This window comes from Paenibacillus sp. MABNR03, assembly GCF_050455445.1.
GTDB lineage: Bacteria > Bacillota > Bacilli > Paenibacillales > Paenibacillaceae > Paenibacillus > Paenibacillus xylanilyticus.
This window is the reverse complement of sequence record NZ_JBCIYR010000004.1, coordinates 1-17,184: the sequence shown is the minus strand read 5'-3', so window position 1 is coordinate 17,184 and position 17,184 is coordinate 1. Positions and strand designations below refer to the sequence as shown.

The window sequence follows — 17,184 nt, the reverse complement described above, 5'->3', positions numbered from 1 at the left end:
TATCCTAAAGTCACTTACACTTTCTTTTACTTGCAAAAGAAGTAGAAGATTGGCTCTTTGAAAAATGATTCGAAGGAATGTTCAATATACAAACTTCCGCTTCCGGTTCAAGCAAAATGCAAACTGTAAAAAAGTTGTGCTATGATCAGTATGCAGGTTTATTAAAGTGTGATATCGATCGGGTATACATCCATATGAACCTTCATGAACTGATTACTTGAATAGGAGCGTTAGCCATTATGTTGTTTCCTTCTTCCTGGCTGCAGGGAGCTTCCCGCGGGGAAGCAATCGCCTGCGAATTAAGGCTGCGCATCATCAGCGGAACCCTGCGTCCTGGAGAGATTTTATCTGAGAATCGAATTGCCGCTGATTTTGACAGCAGTCGTTCACCTGTGCGTGAAGCCTTGAGAACACTGTCGAATGAAGGACTGATTCGGCTTGAACGGATGGGTGTGGTTGTCCTTGGATTAAAGATCAAGGATGTTGAAGAGCTGTACGATGTCCGCTTTCTGATTGAGAGCTTTGTTCAGCAGCGGCTTGCCGGGTCTGTTCCTGCGCAATTGATTACCCAGCTTCGCAACATACTGGACAAGATGGAACTGGCAGGGCGGCATCAGGATGCGGTCGAATTTGCTTATCAAGATCTGACCTTCCATGAGACCATTATCGAAGCGGCGGAGCACTCCCGTATTTCACATTTATGGAGAAGCATCCGTTATGTGGTCATGACAGTCATGCTGCTTACAACCCGCAGGGTGTTTGTTCAGGGTGACCCAAAAGTAAGCGCTGTAATTCATAAACATCGTCTGTTAATCGAAGCACTTGAGTCAGGTGACAAAACATCGATTCAGGCCGGAGTACGTACGTACTTTCAGGATTCCGGTAAAACATTACACGAAAGCTTCGACTCCTGACCAACAATGTACGGAGTTTAATTTTTATGGCGTTGGTTTAAATACTGCCAAACGCCCGCAATCATATCCAGAAGGATAGATTGCCGTCCAACTTGTCGACAAGTATACAAAATGCGATTTTGTTTCAATTTTTGGGCATATTAAAGGGAGTAACCCTCCCCGACGACGATTTCACTTGTAAGCGTTTATATTCAAAACAAAGGAGCATACATCATGAGCACTCTTTTTGGCCTGTCCCATAATGCAACATTATTGGTGTGGACATTAATTGCGATCGTATTTCTGATCGTGTTGATTTCCAAATATAAATGGAATCCCTTCATTACCCTTTTGTTATCCGCATTAATGCTTGGTCTGCTTGCAGGTATGAAGCCTGCCGATGTGATTACTTCCATTACAGGCGGACTTGGCGGTACGCTTGGAACGATAGCCATCGTTATCGGGCTTGGTACGATGCTCGGTAAAATGATGGCTGAATCAGGCGGTGCCGAGCGCATTGCGACGACACTCGTGGATCGCTTCGGTGTTAAACGTGTGCACTGGGCGATGATGATCGTTGGTTTTATTGTCGGTATTCCTGTTTTCTTCGAAGTTGGGGTCATTCTGCTGATTCCGATCATATTCACCGTTGCGCGTAAAACGAATATGTCGCTGCTGCAGATCGGGATTCCGATTCTGGCGGGATTGTCGACTGTACATGGTCTTGTTCCTCCCCATCCAGCTCCTATGATCGCCATTGATGCATTCAATGCGGATTTGGGGAAAACCATTTTGTACTCTTTGATTGTTGGTATTCCAACAGCTATTATTGCGGGTCCCTTGTTCGGTAAGTTTATCGGCAAAAGAATACACACCGAACCGCCAGCTGAGCTGGCCGAGCAATTCGCTACCAAAAAAAGTAACAATCTTCCAGGGTTCGGAATTACCCTGTTTACGATCTTGCTGCCAGTCATTCTCATGCTGATCGGCTCCATTGCCAACATCGTAGATCCGAATGCCACAAGTGCATTCACGGTCTTCTGTGAGTTTATTGGGCACGAGATCATTGCCCTGTTAATATCCGTGGTATTCGCCCTCTTTTCACTTGGCTTCGCACGCGGATTCACGAAACACGATATTTCCCGGTTTACCAGTGAATGTCTGGCGCCTACGGCGACCATCATTCTCATTATTGGTGGGGGCGGCGCGTTTAAGCAGGTGTTGATCAATAGTGGCGTCGGTAATGCGATCGCAGAGGTCGCTACACATGCCAATATCAATGTCATTCTGTTTGCATGGCTGGTTGCTGCACTGATTCGGGTAGCCACCGGCTCGGCAACTGTTGCAATGACAACGGCAGCGGGTATTGTTGCTCCGGTTCTGGCACTGACGCCAGGGGCCAATATCGAGCTGGTTGTGCTTGCTACAGGTGCAGGCTCACTTGTCCTGTCCCATGTGAATGACGCAGGTTTCTGGATGATCAAAGAATTCTTTAATATGAGTGTCTCCCAGACGCTCAAGACGTGGACCGTTATGGAAACACTATTATCTGTGGTCGGATTGATCTTTATTTTGCTGCTGAGCACTGTGATATAAGACAAATTGAATCAATGAGAAGAGAAAATTTTATCGTTTCAATGGAAAGAAGGACTACACCCAATGAAAAAATATATGATTGGTATGGATATCGGCACAACCAGCACCAAATCCGTATTATTTACGGAGCAAGGCGAGGTTGTCAGCACTTCAACTCACGAATATCCTCTATATACACCTGCCCCCGATGTAGCTGAGCAGGATCCGGAGGAAATTGTACAAGCAGCCATAAACTCCGTACGTGGTGTCATGGATCAGAGCGGTGTAACTGCGGGACAAATCATGTTTTTGTCCTGCAGTTCCGCCATGCATAGTTTAATCGCCATGGGATCAGACCATAAACCGCTCACTCGCTGCATCACTTGGGCCGATAACCGAAGTTCAGCCTGGTCCGCCAAATTGCAGGAGAATGGACAGGGTCATCGCATTTATTTGCGCACAGGTACCCCCATTCATCCCATGTCTCCACTAACCAAACTCATGTGGCTGCGTCACGACGAGCCTGAACTTTTCCAGCGTGCAGCCAAATTTATCTCGATTAAAGAATATTTGTTCTTCCGCTTATTCGGACAATATGTAGTCGATCATTCCATCGCCTCCTGTACCGGCCTGCTCAATCTGGAACAATTGGACTGGGATGATGAAGCACTAGAGGTTGCAGGGATAACACCTAATCATCTCTCGGAGCTCGTGCCAACTACACATACTATAGAAGGAATGGACAGCGAGTGTGCAGAAAAAATGGGTCTTTCCCCCTCTACTCCCTTTGTTATCGGGGCAAGTGACGGGGTTCTATCCAATCTCGGCGTAAACGCCATCGAACCTGGAGTAGTTGCAGCCACCATTGGCACCAGCGGTGCCATTCGTACTGTTGTTGATCGTCCGGTTACCGATCCGAAGGGACGGACCTTCTGTTATGCCCTCACAGAGGATCTGTGGGTCATCGGCGGACCTGTGAATAACGGTGGTATGCTGTTCCGCTGGGTCCGTGACGAATTCGCTGCATCTGAAGTGGAAACGGCCAAACGGCTTGGCATCAATTCGTATGATGTCCTAACCAAAATTGCTGAACGTGTTAGTGCGGGCTCTGAAGGACTTCTGTTCCACCCTTACCTGTCAGGAGAGCGTGCCCCCTTATGGAATCCGGATGCCCGTGGTTCCTTCTTTGGTTTGACCCTCCATCATCAGAAAGAGCACATGATCCGGGCTGTCCTGGAAGGGGTTATTTTTAACCTGTACACCGTCTTGCTGGCGATGGAAGAACAGATCGGGCAACCGACCTCCATTCAGGCTACTGGCGGTTTCGCACGTTCCCCTCTCTGGCGGCAGATGATGTCCGATATTTTCAACCAGGAGGTTGTTGTTCCTGAGAGCTTCGAAAGCTCTTGTCTGGGGGCTGTTGTACTCGGTCTGTACGCTACAGGGCGAATCAAGTCACTTCATGCTGTCTCTTCCATGGTTGGTACAACCCACAGACATACCCCTATTAGAGAAAATGCAGCGATCTATCGGGAACTGCTTCCCATTTTCATTCGCATCTCACGCAAACTCGAGGAGGAGTATGCCGACATTGCTGAATTTCAGCGCAAATTGTCTTTGAGCACCGATTAACGGTTTACTTCTATAGAAACAAAAAAGAGGTTGTTCACTTAGACCACACACTGGTCTTAAGGGAGCAATCTCTTTTTTACGTCCGTATATCGTCCTGATTCACCTCGCTCATGCCCAAATTCACTGTCTTCGTTTGTCCATCCATGCCTCCCATTCTGCCTCTAAAATGACCAAGCAGCTGCTGCCTGCTTCCTATCTCTTTACTCCTCCAGAATAGCCCTTTATCACCACAACCAAGAATGAGGTTAAAGAGATCAAACCAATCCACTTCCTCAGGTTCAATTTTGAATTAGCGGTTATCCACAGATAGGTTATTCACAATTTTCGAATCAATTTACACACAATTCAGCAATATTTGACGTATAACCTGTGTATAAAACATTTTGGCTTTTTGGTTCATCCTGTCGAAAATTAAACAATTTATAAACAATATATTGTGTTGTGATTAAAAATTATACACAAGTTATTGAATTTGTGGATAAAATCTCGCCATACGTTGAAATGCGGGGCTTCTTTTGCTATGATTGTATTACTTTTGGATGTGAATATGTGATCTGACCCATAATATTATCAACAGCCTGTGGATAAAGTTGTGAACAATTTTCCGTTGTTCATTCTTTTTTTGTTTTCGACCTGCGGGGGTTTGGGGATAAATTCAACAATATATCTCGTATTTCGACACTGCATCATGGCTTAAGCCACACTTGGAACATGTAAAAGGAGTGACAGTCTGTGGACAGCCATACTTCTGATTTATGGCAGCAAATTTTATCAATCATACAAAACAAGCTCAGCAAACCCAGCTTCGATACCTGGTTCAAAGCAACCAAAGCAACGAAGCTGAATGACAGTTCAATTGTCATTTCCGCGCCGACTACGTTTGCCGTCGAATGGCTGGAGAGCCGCTACACCAAATTGGTTGGCTCGACAGTATATGAACTGTTAGGCAAACAAGTCGATGTGAAATTTGTCATCGAAGAGAACAAGCCTGCTGAACCGGACCCGCAGCTGCCGGCGCCAACGCCTACGGTAGTTCAGGAAGAAGCGGTACTCAGCATGCTGAACCCAAAATATACGTTCGATACATTTGTCATTGGACCAGGCAACCGTTTTGCCCATGCCGCATCGCTGGCGGTCGCTGAAGCGCCCGCCAAAGCATACAATCCATTGTTTCTGTACGGAGGCGTTGGACTCGGCAAAACCCACTTGATGCATGCAATCGGCCATTATGTTTTGGAGCATGATCCGGGGAGCAAGGTTGTTTATTTGTCATCTGAGAAATTCACGAACGAATTTATTAACTCGATCCGTGACAACCGCGGGGAAAGTTTCCGCAATAAATATCGGAATGTCGATATCCTGCTTATTGATGATATTCAGTTCCTGGCGGGAAAAGAATCGACACAAGAGGAATTTTTCCATACGTTTAATGCGCTGCATGAGGAACGGAAACAGATTATCATCTCCAGCGACAGACCACCGAAGGAAATTCCGACTCTGGAAGAGCGGCTTCGTTCCCGCTTCGAATGGGGATTAATCACGGACATCCAGCCTCCGGATCTGGAGACACGGATCGCCATTTTGCGTAAGAAGGCCCGTGCAGAAAACCTGGATATTCCTAACGAAGCCATGATGTATATCGCCAACCAGATTGACACCAACATCCGCGAGCTGGAAGGCGCACTTATCCGGGTAGTTGCCTACTCTTCCCTGACGAATCAAGATGTAACCACTCATCTGGCTGCAGAAGCATTGAAGGATATCATTCCTTCCAGCCGTCCTAAAATGATCACTATTCAAGACATCCAACAAAAGGTCGGCGAGTATTATAGCCTCAAGCTTGAAGATTTCAAAGCCCGGAAGCGGACCAAAGCCGTTGCTTTTCCAAGACAGATTGCCATGTATCTTTCACGTGAACTGACTGACTTTTCCCTGCCCAAAATTGGGGAAGCATTCGGAGGACGAGATCATACGACAGTCATTCATGCGCACGAAAAAATCTCCCAATCGATCAAAGTCGATCAGGAGCTCTATAAAGTTATCAACAACTTAACCGAAAAAATAAAGAATCCAACCTGAACAAGTCCCAAGCCTATGCACAACGTGTACACATGTGGATAGGCTTAATTTTATGGGTTTATACCCACTTATCCACATATTCAGTGCCCCTATTACTATTATTACTAAAAAGATCTAAAAGATATCATCTCCAAATACGCCGTTTGAAGCTCGGCCTCCGGCCTTTTGATGAACACCTTTCAATACCCAAACACCCAAAAAATCCGCTAGGAGTGAAACCATGAAAATCAGCATAATGAAAAGCTATCTGAACGAATCCATCCAGCATGTATCCAAAGCGATCTCTAGCCGCACAACCATCCCCATCTTGAGTGGGATCAAATTCGACGTGAATCATCAAGGGGTTACTTTGACAGCAAGCGACACGGATATCTCGATTCAATCCTTTATCCCGCTTGAAGAAGGAGATAAGAGCGTAGTTCAGGTAGAACAACCCGGCAGCGTTGTACTGCCAGCGAAGTTCTTTGTCGAAATTATCAAAAAACTGCCGTCTCAGGAAATCCACATGGAGGTCAAAGACAATTTCAACACCTTCATCTCGGCAGGTGCTACCGAAATTCAACTGGTTGGTCTGGATCCGGAAGAATTCCCGGTACTGCCAAGCATCGAAGAGAACCAAACGGTCTCCATTCCTGGAGATCTGCTTAAGAACATGGTTAAGCAAACGGTATTCTCCATCTCTACCCACGAAACGACCCCAATCCTGACGGGTGTACTCTGGAGCCTTGGGGATAATGAGTTGAAATTTGTGGCAACCGACCGTCACCGTCTTGCTACTCGTTCTGCAATGCTGGATAATGCAGAGGGAGTACGTTTCAACAATGTTGTCATCTCGGGTAAGACGCTCAACGAACTCAGCAAAATTGTGCCGGATCAAAATACACTTGTGGATATCGTTGTAGCCGACAACCAGGTCCTGTTCAAAATTGACCGTGTCCTGTTCTATTCCCGTATTTTGGACGGAACATATCCGGATACTTCTAGAATTATTCCAACTTCGTACAAAACAGAACTTGTTTTGGATACAAAAAAATTAAGTGAGTCGATTGACCGGGCTTATTTGCTGTCGCGTGAAGAAAAGACCAACATTGTGCGCATGCAAACAATGGAATCCGGCACGATCGAAATTTCATCAAGCTCCTCCGAGCTGGGAAAAGTAAGAGAAGAAATTGAGCCTGCCGAGTTTACAGGAGATCCGCTAAAAATCTCGTTCAACTCCAAATATATGCTGGATGTGCTGAAAGTGGTCGAAAGCGAACAGCTGATGATTGCCTTTACTGGCGTCATGAGTCCGATCATCTTGAAACCGCTGGACGACAGTCACAGCCTTTACGTCATCTTGCCTTACCGGACGACCAACTAACGAAAGGAAGATTCCAGTGAACCGAGTAACGATTCGAACGGAATATATTAAGCTTGACCAATTTTTGAAACTGGCAGATTGCATTCCAACCGGAGGCATGGCCAAAGCCCTGCTTCAAGAAGGACTTGTACGTGTGAATAAAGAGCCAGAGGAACGCCGGGGACGCAAGTTATACCCTGGGGATATCGTTGAGGTGGACGGAGAAGGCGCGTTCGAAGTTGCCGCAGAATAAACTGGTTCGATCCTGCTGCCTCCTGACGGACGGGATAAAAGGGAGGTTACCACGTGTTTGTCAATAGCATTGATCTGCAGCAATTCCGCAATTATGAACATCTGAAACTGGAGTCTTTTGGTCCAGTGAATCTGCTAATCGGGCAGAATGCCCAGGGGAAGACCAATCTTGCAGAGGCCATCTTCGTGCTTGCACTCACCAAGAGCCACCGTACATCCCGCGACAAGGAGCTGATCCGTTTCGGTGAGGAACGTGCCAGGCTTGCGGCGGAAGTCGACAAAAAGTATGGAACCGTCAATCTGGAGCTGTCTTTGTCGCAACAAGGGAAGAAAGCCAAGATCAATGGGCTAGAGCAGCGAAAGTTAAGCGATTTTGTCGGCGCACTCAATGTGGTCATGTTTGCACCGGAAGATCTGGAGATTGTCAAAGGCACACCGGGGGTTCGCCGCCGGTTTCTTGACATGGAGATCGGACAGGTAGCCCCGGGTTACCTTTACCATCTTCAGCAGTACCAGAAAGTGCTCGTTCAGCGAAACAATCTGCTCAAACAGTTATGGGGCAAGGACGCGTCTGCCCAGACGATGCTTGAGATCTGGAATGAACAGCTGGCTGAGCACGGTGTTAAAATCGTCAAAAAAAGGAAACAATTCATAAAGAAACTGCAAAAGTGGGCCGAAACGATTCATCAGGGGATTACCGGAGGTGGAGAAGTACTGCGTCTGGCCTACCTTCCGTCCTTCAGCGAAGCCGCTGAGGAAGATGAAGCTGTTTTAATGGACCAATTTATGATAAAATTATCACAAATGAAAGAGCAGGAGATTCGCCGGGGCACAACCCTTAGTGGGCCGCACCGGGATGACCTGTCCTTTTTCATTAACGACCGGGAAGTACAAACGTATGGTTCGCAGGGGCAGCAGCGCACAACGGCGTTGTCCCTTAAACTTGCGGAAATTGAACTGATCCATGAAGAAATCGGTGAATATCCGGTCCTGCTGCTTGACGATGTATTGTCTGAACTGGATCCTTTCCGTCAGACGCAGCTGATCGAAACGTTCCAGAGCAAGGTGCAAACCTTTATTACAGCTACTGGAATCGAGAGCCTGAACGTTGACAAGCTCAAAGATGCCAGTATTTATCACGTTCATGCCGGACAGGTTGAACGCTAAGGAGTGAGGGGACATGTACATTCATCTGGGCGGCGAGAAAATTATCCGTTCTTCCGAATTGGTCGCTATTTTTGATATATCGATTGAAAAATCCTCTAAAATCTCCAAGCAGTATGTCACGCATGCCGAGCAGGAAAAAACAGTGGAACGGATCGGTGAAGAGGAAGCCAAGTCTATTGTTGTGACCAAGAACATTGTGTACTATTCACCTATTTCCTCAGCCACCCTTAAGAAGCGCGCCCACATTTTCCCTGATCTTTAGATCTTTATAAGTCAGGGTATAAGTATGCCTTCTGCTGCTTGTCTTTATTTGAACTGCTTGTTGAAGTTAAGGGCAGATGTCCATTTTCAGCATGCATTCTTAGTTAACGCATATTTACGATATTGAATCTATAGAAGTAGGTGGAAGCATGTCTATGAATCAACCGTCATATGGTGCAGATGAAATTCAGGTTCTTGAAGGACTGGAAGCCGTTCGTAAACGTCCAGGGATGTATATTGGTTCCACCAGTGCCAAAGGTCTGCATCATCTGGTCTGGGAAGTAGTGGACAACAGTATCGATGAAGCACTCGCAGGTTACTGCGATCATATCGAAGTTACTATCCATGAAGATAACAGCATCACTGTAGTCGATAATGGACGTGGAATTCCCGTAGGCGAACATGCCAAAATGAAACGTCCTGCACTTGAGGTCGTTATGACCGTTCTCCATGCAGGAGGTAAGTTTGGTGGAGGTGGGTACAAAGTATCCGGTGGACTACATGGTGTTGGTGTATCCGTCGTCAATGCTCTATCAGCAAAAGTTGTTGTCACCGTTAAGGTTGACGGCCATGTTTATCAACAGGAATACCGTCGTGGTGCTCCGCAGTATGACTTGAAAACAATCGGGACAACTGACGAAACGGGAACAACGGTTACGTTCCATCCGGATCCGGAAATTTTCACTGAAACGTTGGTGTACGACTACGATACTTTGCTTACCCGTATTCGTGAGCTGGCGTTCCTGAACAAGGGTATCGGTCTTACGTTGACGGATGAGCGCACAGGTGCCACCAACTCGTTCCTGTATGAAGGCGGGATTATCGAGTACGTCTCCTTCCTGAATCAGAAGCGTGAAGTGCTGCACGAGAATCCGATTTACGTTGAAGGCTCCAGAGATAATATCCAGGTGGAAGTTGCCCTGCAGTACAATGACAACTACACCGAGAATATTTATTCTTTTGCCAATAACATCAATACGCACGAGGGCGGAACGCATGAATCGGGCTTCAAGAGTGCACTGACCCGGATCATTAACGACTATGCCCGCAAAGCGGGTGTAATCAAGGACAGTACAGGCAATTTGTCCGGGGATGATGTGCGTGAAGGTTTGACGGCCATTATCTCAGTCAAAATTCCTGAGCCGCAGTTTGAGGGACAGACCAAGACGAAGCTGGGTAACAGTGAAGTGCGCGGTATTGTTGAATCCCTGTTTGCCGAGAAGCTTCAGGAGTTCCTGGAAGAAAACCCTTCGGTATCCCGCCGCATTCTGGAAAAAGGACTGCAAGCGGCTCGTGCGCGTGAAGCTGCACGTAAGGCACGGGAATTGACTCGTCGTAAGGGTGCGCTTGAAGTGAGCTCTTTGCCAGGTAAACTGGCCGACTGTTCCTCCAAGGATGCCTCGATCAGCGAACTGTACATCGTCGAAGGTGACTCTGCCGGTGGTTCGGCGAAACAGGGTCGGGACCGTCATTTCCAGGCGATTTTGCCGCTGCGCGGTAAAATTCTGAACGTCGAAAAGGCTCGCCTTGACCGGATTCTTGGCAATGCGGAGATTAGAGCAATCATCACCGCAATGGGTACAGGGATTGGCGATGACTTTGATATTTCCAAAGCGCGTTACCACAAAATTATTTTGATGACCGATGCCGATGTCGATGGAGCCCATATCCGGACTCTGTTGTTGACATTCCTGTATCGTTATATGCGCAAAATCATTGAGGCAGGTTATGTTTACATTGCCCAACCGCCACTGTTCAAGATTGAGCGCAATAAAGTTATTCGTTATGCCGGTTCCGAGAAGGAACGCGATGAAATTATCGCGAGTCTCGGCGAAAATGCGAAGTTCAATGTCCAGCGTTACAAAGGTCTTGGCGAGATGAATGCCGGACAGCTGTGGGAAACCACAATGGACCCTGAAAGCCGGACGATGCTGCAAGTATCCATCAGCGATGCCATGCTGGCGGATGCCATGTTTGATACCCTGATGGGGGATAACGTTGAACCTCGTCGTGACTTTATTCAGGAAAATGCTAAATATGTGAAAAACCTCGATATTTGACGATATAAGAAGAGGCGCCTGCTGGGCGCCTTTTTACTTTCATGAGACGAACGGAACAAGTTATATAGGTGTTATCGGGCTCGACTTTTAGCTGTGGAAGAGGATGCTTGTGATTTGGTGGTATGGCGTGCTGGTTTCTTTTTTTTAGAGGGTAATCTGCCGTAAGCAATGGCATACCGCTTAATCTTGCGATAAGCCTCTTTGTCAGGCAACAAGCCAAAGGCGTAGATTCCAGGCAGTGTGTTGACCTCCAGAATCCAGGGTCGGCCAGTTTCATCCAGGGCAATATCGATACCGATCTCTTTAAGTCTTGGAAATGACTTCTGCAACTGAACGGCGGTATGAATACCGAGCCGGTATAGCTCGCTGCGAAGCTTCTGGAATCTGGATGTGTGGAGATGGGGCATTACCAGCTCTTCGAATGTGGCCAGCCTTCCTCCGCCATGAATATTGGTTATAATTTTTCCCGGTGCTGCGATTCTGCCCAGAATCCCCGTCGTTTCCCAATTGTTCTTCAGATTCTTTTGTGTAAGCACTCGTAAGTCGAACGGCAGTCCTTCATGTTTGAGGAGAGGAATGCCTTGCTGAATAAGGTAAGTGTTTCCCTGAATACGCCCTTCCAGGGCTTTATGCAGTTCATCCAGAGAAGGATACAGCTCCTGTTTGGTGCCATGTTGGAGCTGATATGATGTAACTCGGATTGAAGAAATCCCACTATCTTGATTGCTGGATTCGGGGAGGGAAGAGGCTGAGAGCAGATGGTCTATATCCTCAGTTCCCTTCTCCTCCGTATCGGAACCAGGGGACGATGGACTGAAGGTGTGAATTGTTTTTACTCGCATCACCCCATTACCGTAGGTTCCGTGATCTGGTTTAATATAATTGAGCTCGAACAGTTCGGTCATCCGTTCAAGGGTTTGGCGATTATATTGCCTTGTAACAGGTATATATTCGTTCACAGTACGGCTGCGCTGCAACACAACCGTTTTGGTCCATTTGCTGGAGACGCGCTGGATACTCAAGAAGCCACCAGTCCTTTCATGTTTTATTCGGAGTTTTCTGGACAGCAGCAGTACCGAGAAATCAAAGGACAAGAGACGATATCAGTGGTATAATAGAGAAATATGACGTTTTGTGCGTTTTGCTGCACAAATGGTAGTTTGATCGTAGAACGGGAACGGCATCAGCCTTAATACACGCAGTACATGTGCCGCTTTTCTAGCATTGTATGTATAAACGGAGAGGAAGGCAGGGCTAATCCCCAGGCTCTCCAAAGTTCCCGGAAGAAAGGCTATTGCCCAGCGGACGTTTAATTGTGTAACTTTTGTGAAAGTAATATAATAAAGAGTAACGTTCTTGCGCGGTTTTAGCCTTGTTAGGCTTTTCACATACACTATTTTTAATGACTGATGGAACTGTTTGTTGAAGGACAAGAAGGAGGTCCAGCATGGCGGAAGAAATGAACTCGCAGATTAAAGATCGGGATATAGGCGTTGAGATGCGTGAATCGTTTATGGATTATGCGATGAGCATCATTGTTAGCCGTGCACTGCCTGACGTGCGTGACGGATTGAAGCCGGTTCACCGGCGTATTTTATACGCAATGTCTGAGCTAGGCATGACACCCGATAAACCACATAAAAAATCAGCCAGAATCGTCGGCGAAGTTATCGGTAAGTATCACCCGCATGGTGACTCTGCCGTATACGAAACGATGGTAAGGATGGCTCAGGATTTCTCCCTGCGTTACATGCACGTTGATGGCCATGGTAACTTTGGATCCGTGGATGGCGATATGGCAGCTGCGATGCGTTACACGGAGGCACGTTTGTCCAAGATTGCTATGGAAATGCTCAGAGATATCAACAAAGATACGATTGATTTCCAGCCTAACTATGACGGTGAAGAGAGCGAGCCTGTAGTTCTGCCAGCTCGTTTCCCTAACTTGCTTGTCAATGGTGTCGGCGGGATCGCAGTAGGTATGGCTACGAATATCCCTCCTCATAATTTGGGTGAGGTGATTGACGGCGTTCAGGCCATGATCAAAAATCCGGACATTACCTCCATGGAATTGATGGATTATATTCATGGGCCAGACTTCCCTACGGCTGGTTATATTCTGGGACGCTCCGGTATTCGCCAGGCTTACCAGACAGGCCGCGGTTCAGTTACGATGCGGGCCAAAACCAATATTGAGGAAAATAACAACAAGGCACGTATTGTTGTTACCGAGATTCCTTACCAGGTCAACAAGGCAAGACTGGTGGAGAAAATTGCCGAACTGGTTCGCGACAAGAAAATTGATGGTATTACAGACCTTCGCGATGAATCTGACCGTAACGGGATGCGCATTGTCATTGAGCTTCGCAGAGATGTGAACCCGGGTGTTGTACTGAACAATTTGTACAAGCATACGTCAATGCAGTCGACGTTTGGTATCAATATGCTGGCAATTGTGAATAAGGAACCGAAAATTCTGAACCTGCGCGAAGTGTTGTATCACTACCTGCAGCACCAGATTGAAGTTATTCGCAGACGTACACAATTCGAGCTGAAAAAAGCAGAAGCCCGTGCACACATTCTGGAAGGGTTGCGTATTGCCCTGGATCATATCGATGAGATTATTGCATTGATTCGTTCCTCGAGCAATACTGACGCAGCTAGAGAAGGTTTGATTGAGCGTTTCTCACTTAGTCATGATCAAGCTCAAGCAATTTTGGACATGCGTTTGCAGCGCCTTACAGGTCTGGAACGGGAACGCATTGAGAACGAATATAACGAACTCATGGTCAAAATTGCGGAATACCGTGAAATTCTGGCCAACGAGCATCTGGTACTCGATATTATCAGTGAAGAACTGCAAGAAGTTCGTGAGCGCTTCGGCGACGAACGCCGGACAGAGATCACCATTGGGGAAGAGAGCATTCTAGATGAGGATCTGATCCCGCGTGAAGAGGTGATTATCACTATTACGCACACGGGCTACGTGAAGCGTCTCCCGGTGTCAACCTATCGCAGTCAGAAGCGGGGCGGACGTGGAGTTGTGGGCATGGACACGAAGGATACCGACTTTGTCGAGCATCTATTCGTAACCAACTCTCACAACTACCTCATGTTCTTTACCGATAAGGGTAAAGTGTATCGTCTGAAAGCTTACGAAATTCCAGAGCTTGGACGTACAGCCCGGGGGACACCGATTATCAACCTGATTCAGATTGAGCAGGGAGAGTCGGTTAACGCCGTAATTCCGGTGCAGGAGTTCGAGAGTGACAAGTATCTGTTCTTCGCTACCCGCCAGGGTGTTGTGAAGAAGACACCACTTGAGGATTACACCAATATTCGCAAAGGCGGTCTGATCGGGATCTCCTTGCGTGATGACGATGCTCTCATAGAGGTTAAGCTGACGGATGGCCAGCAAGAGATCATTATGGGTACTTCGCACGGAATGTCTATCCGCTTCTCGGAAGGTAATGTTCGTTCCATGGGACGGAGTGCAACCGGCGTGAAGGGGATTACACTGGATGAAGGGGATGTTGTCATTGGCATGGACGTAGTCGATCAAGAGCTTGATGTTCTGATTGTTACGGCCAAAGGTTATGGTAAACGTACCCCTGTCAGCGATTACCGCATGCAGACTCGTGGTGGTAAAGGGATTAAAACCATTAACGTCACGGAGAAGAATGGTGCAGTAGTCAGTCTCAAAATGGTTAAAACGGAAGAAGATCTGATGATTATCACGTCCAGTGGTACATTGATCCGCATGAGTATGGAAGGCATATCCACAATGGGTCGATACACACAAGGTGTGAAACTGATTCATATTCGTGATGAGGATGCCGTAGCCACAGTCAGCAGGATTGACAAAAATGAAGATGAACCAGATGAAGAATTGCTGGAAGGACTGGAAGCAGGAGATGCGGAAGGTTTGGAAGGCTCGCTGGTGAGCCCGAGTGAAGATACAGGTACGGATGTAGAAACCGAGGGCGACGATTCTGATTCTGAAGCATAAAATGGTTTATAGCTTTATCAATTGTATGAAGTGGTTGATATAAGAGTATATAGAAATAAGGGGTTCCCATTTGGGAGCTCCTTTTTTCGATTGTATCTTTCTAATATAAAAATATAGGAATATAGGATGTACAGCCTGATTTATGAGTAATATAATGGGAAATATCGTGAAAACAGGGACTATGGTCTTGTTTACCATTATAGAAGAACGAAGAGTGAGGAGAATAAACATGGGATTAATTACCCTGTCTGAAGTCAAACCTGGCCTTAAACTGGGGAATGACGTACATACTTTGCGTGGCAACGTGTTATTTCAGAAAGGCAAAGTCATTTTGCCCAAGGATGTGGAAGTCCTAAGAGCTTTTATGATTCATGAGGTCGATATAGAACAGGAAAGAATCGGAGCGAATGGGGCAGGCACAAAGGCTGCAGCTGCATCAGGTAGTGAGAAGAACGGGGATCGAACGGGTAAAGGCAGTAGTGCCGTCTTAGCCCCTGCAGTGCCTTCCCTCCATGAAGAGTATGAGAAGATGGTGGGATTAACCAAAAGTGCCTTTCTGTCCTCTCTGGCAGCTGAATTGCCTGTATATGAGCTTCGTACTCAGCTTGAAGCCTTATTTGTACATCTTAAACAATATAATGTGCTAACTTTCAGTCCGCGCGTGATGCAGGAGCATGATTATGTCTATCACCATGCAGTACTTAGTGCGATGACCTCGTATCAGTTGGCTCAATGGATGGATTTACCCTCCAAGGACTGGATGCAGGTGGCTTTTGCAGGACTATTCCATGATATCGGCAACAGCAAGGTTGACCCGCAGATTCTCCATAAACCATCTACATTGACTCCATCTGAGCAAGAGGAGATTAGGCAGCATACCAAGTATGGCTATCAGGTGCTGAAACAGGCCAAGGCCATTAATGAAGGAGCAAGACTTGCAGCTTTGCAGCATCATGAGAAAGTGGACGGTTCGGGTTACCCACTGCAGCTGAGCGGGACACAGATTCATATCTATGCCAAAATCGTTGCAATTGCAGATATCTTCCATGCCATGACCCTAAAGAAAATTTATCGGAAGGCACAGTCTCCATATCTGGTTCTTGAGCAAATCAAAAGCGAGGCATTTGGCAAATTGGATCCTGCTATCGTAAATGTATTTATACAGCGTTCAACACAAATCCATAATGGAATTCGGGTTAAACTAAGCAACAACCAGATTGGTGAGATCATTTTCTCTGATCGGGACCACCCGACACGCCCAATGGTTTCTGTGGAAGGAACGATAATTAATCTCATGCAGCAGCGACAGCTTCATATTCAGGAAGTTATAGGCTAACTAAACAAATAGTTATTATAGAGGTAGGGTCATTCCGATGGGAATGGCTCTTTTTAATGAGCTGCATGTGAGAAATTGCAGGAAGCTAGAGGGGGGATCATATATTCATGTGGCAAGGCGTTTATAAGTTTGAAGGATTAAAATTTTTTTCGAAAAAAGACTTGCATAAAAAATCTGTACATGGTATATTCTAATTCCGGCCAAGAAAACACGAGAAACACGGTGCGGTAAGCAAACCAAATAAGCTTCGAAAGAAACTTAAAAAAAGTGCTTGCTAAATTGGTTCGGATGTGATAAGATATAAAAGTTGCTGAAGAGAACAACGCTCGGATGCAAACGAAGTTTGATCTTTGAAAACTGAACAACGAGTGAGTAATCATCCTGCTTGCAGGATGAATGTGAAGGTTTTTGGTACATGCCATCTGGCTGTATGAAAACCGGAACACAATTGAGATTTTTAATCTCGTCAGATTCAAAATGAGCTAATCGCTCTTTTCAATACTTTATTGGAGAGTTTGATCCTGGCTCAGGACGAACGCTGGCGGCATGCCTAATACATGCAAGTCGAGCGGACTTGA

Annotated in this window: 12 protein-coding genes and 1 rRNA gene; 12 read left to right on the top strand and 1 reads right to left on the bottom strand. The window is 46.5% G+C overall.

Features of this window, described 5'->3' with window-relative positions:
* Nucleotides 1-239 precede the first annotated feature (239 nt).
* The 9 genes from AAIH57_RS19840 to gyrB all read left to right on the top strand — a co-directional run bounded on the left by AAIH57_RS19840 (nucleotide 240) and on the right by gyrB (nucleotide 11,261).
* Nucleotides 240-914, top strand: coding sequence for a GntR family transcriptional regulator (locus AAIH57_RS19840; protein WP_175394209.1), 675 nt, complete (start codon nucleotides 240-242; stop codon nucleotides 912-914).
* Between the two features lie 213 nt (nucleotides 915-1,127).
* On the top strand, nucleotides 1,128-2,489 hold the full coding sequence (locus AAIH57_RS19835; RefSeq protein WP_430022734.1) for a GntP family permease: 1,362 nt from the start codon (nucleotides 1,128-1,130) through the stop codon (nucleotides 2,487-2,489).
* A 63-nt stretch (nucleotides 2,490-2,552) separates the two neighbouring features.
* Entirely contained in the window at nucleotides 2,553-4,100 is a 1,548-nt protein-coding gene (gene gntK / locus AAIH57_RS19830) for a gluconokinase (RefSeq protein WP_430022733.1), read from the top strand.
* A 732-nt stretch (nucleotides 4,101-4,832) separates the two neighbouring features.
* The gene (gene dnaA, locus AAIH57_RS19825; protein WP_175394212.1) at nucleotides 4,833-6,179 is read left to right on the top strand and encodes a chromosomal replication initiator protein DnaA; all 1,347 of its coding nucleotides are present in this window, start codon (nucleotides 4,833-4,835) and stop codon (nucleotides 6,177-6,179) included.
* Between the two features lie 220 nt (nucleotides 6,180-6,399).
* Entirely contained in the window at nucleotides 6,400-7,542 is a 1,143-nt protein-coding gene (dnaN, locus tag AAIH57_RS19820; protein ID WP_095362172.1) for a DNA polymerase III subunit beta, read from the top strand.
* A gap of 16 nt (nucleotides 7,543-7,558) precedes the next feature.
* Nucleotides 7,559-7,774, top strand: coding sequence for a S4 domain-containing protein YaaA (yaaA, locus tag AAIH57_RS19815; protein ID WP_056697580.1), 216 nt, complete (start codon nucleotides 7,559-7,561; stop codon nucleotides 7,772-7,774).
* Nucleotides 7,775-7,827: 53 nt separating this feature from the next.
* Nucleotides 7,828-8,940, top strand: a complete 1,113-nt coding sequence (recF, locus tag AAIH57_RS19810; protein WP_095293519.1) for a DNA replication/repair protein RecF — start codon at nucleotides 7,828-7,830, stop codon at nucleotides 8,938-8,940.
* A gap of 13 nt (nucleotides 8,941-8,953) precedes the next feature.
* Nucleotides 8,954-9,202 carry an extracellular matrix regulator RemB gene (remB, locus tag AAIH57_RS19805; protein WP_095293520.1) on the top strand — a complete coding sequence of 83 codons (249 nt, stop codon included), beginning with the start codon at nucleotides 8,954-8,956 and terminating at the stop codon, nucleotides 9,200-9,202.
* Nucleotides 9,203-9,350: 148 nt separating this feature from the next.
* Nucleotides 9,351-11,261, top strand: a complete 1,911-nt coding sequence (gene gyrB / locus AAIH57_RS19800; RefSeq protein ID WP_175394213.1) for a DNA topoisomerase (ATP-hydrolyzing) subunit B — start codon at nucleotides 9,351-9,353, stop codon at nucleotides 11,259-11,261.
* A gap of 71 nt (nucleotides 11,262-11,332) precedes the next feature.
* On the opposite strand, the gene AAIH57_RS19795 is transcribed toward gyrB, so the two are convergent.
* A complete protein-coding gene (locus AAIH57_RS19795) occupies nucleotides 11,333-12,283 on the bottom strand; it encodes a YheC/YheD family protein (protein ID WP_430022732.1) in 951 nt (316 codons plus the stop codon).
* 425 nt (nucleotides 12,284-12,708) lie between these two features.
* Between AAIH57_RS19795 and gyrA the strand changes: the two genes are divergently transcribed.
* The 3 genes from gyrA to AAIH57_RS19780 form a co-directional block, all read left to right on the top strand.
* Nucleotides 12,709-15,270, top strand: a complete 2,562-nt coding sequence (gene gyrA, locus AAIH57_RS19790; RefSeq protein WP_175394215.1) for a DNA gyrase subunit A — start codon at nucleotides 12,709-12,711, stop codon at nucleotides 15,268-15,270.
* A 229-nt stretch (nucleotides 15,271-15,499) separates the two neighbouring features.
* Nucleotides 15,500-16,606 (top strand): HD-GYP domain-containing protein, encoded by a 1,107-nt coding sequence (locus tag AAIH57_RS19785; RefSeq protein ID WP_175394216.1) that lies wholly within the window; start codon nucleotides 15,500-15,502, stop codon nucleotides 16,604-16,606.
* Between the two features lie 503 nt (nucleotides 16,607-17,109).
* Nucleotides 17,110-17,184, top strand: a 16S ribosomal RNA gene (locus AAIH57_RS19780); the annotation flags it as partial.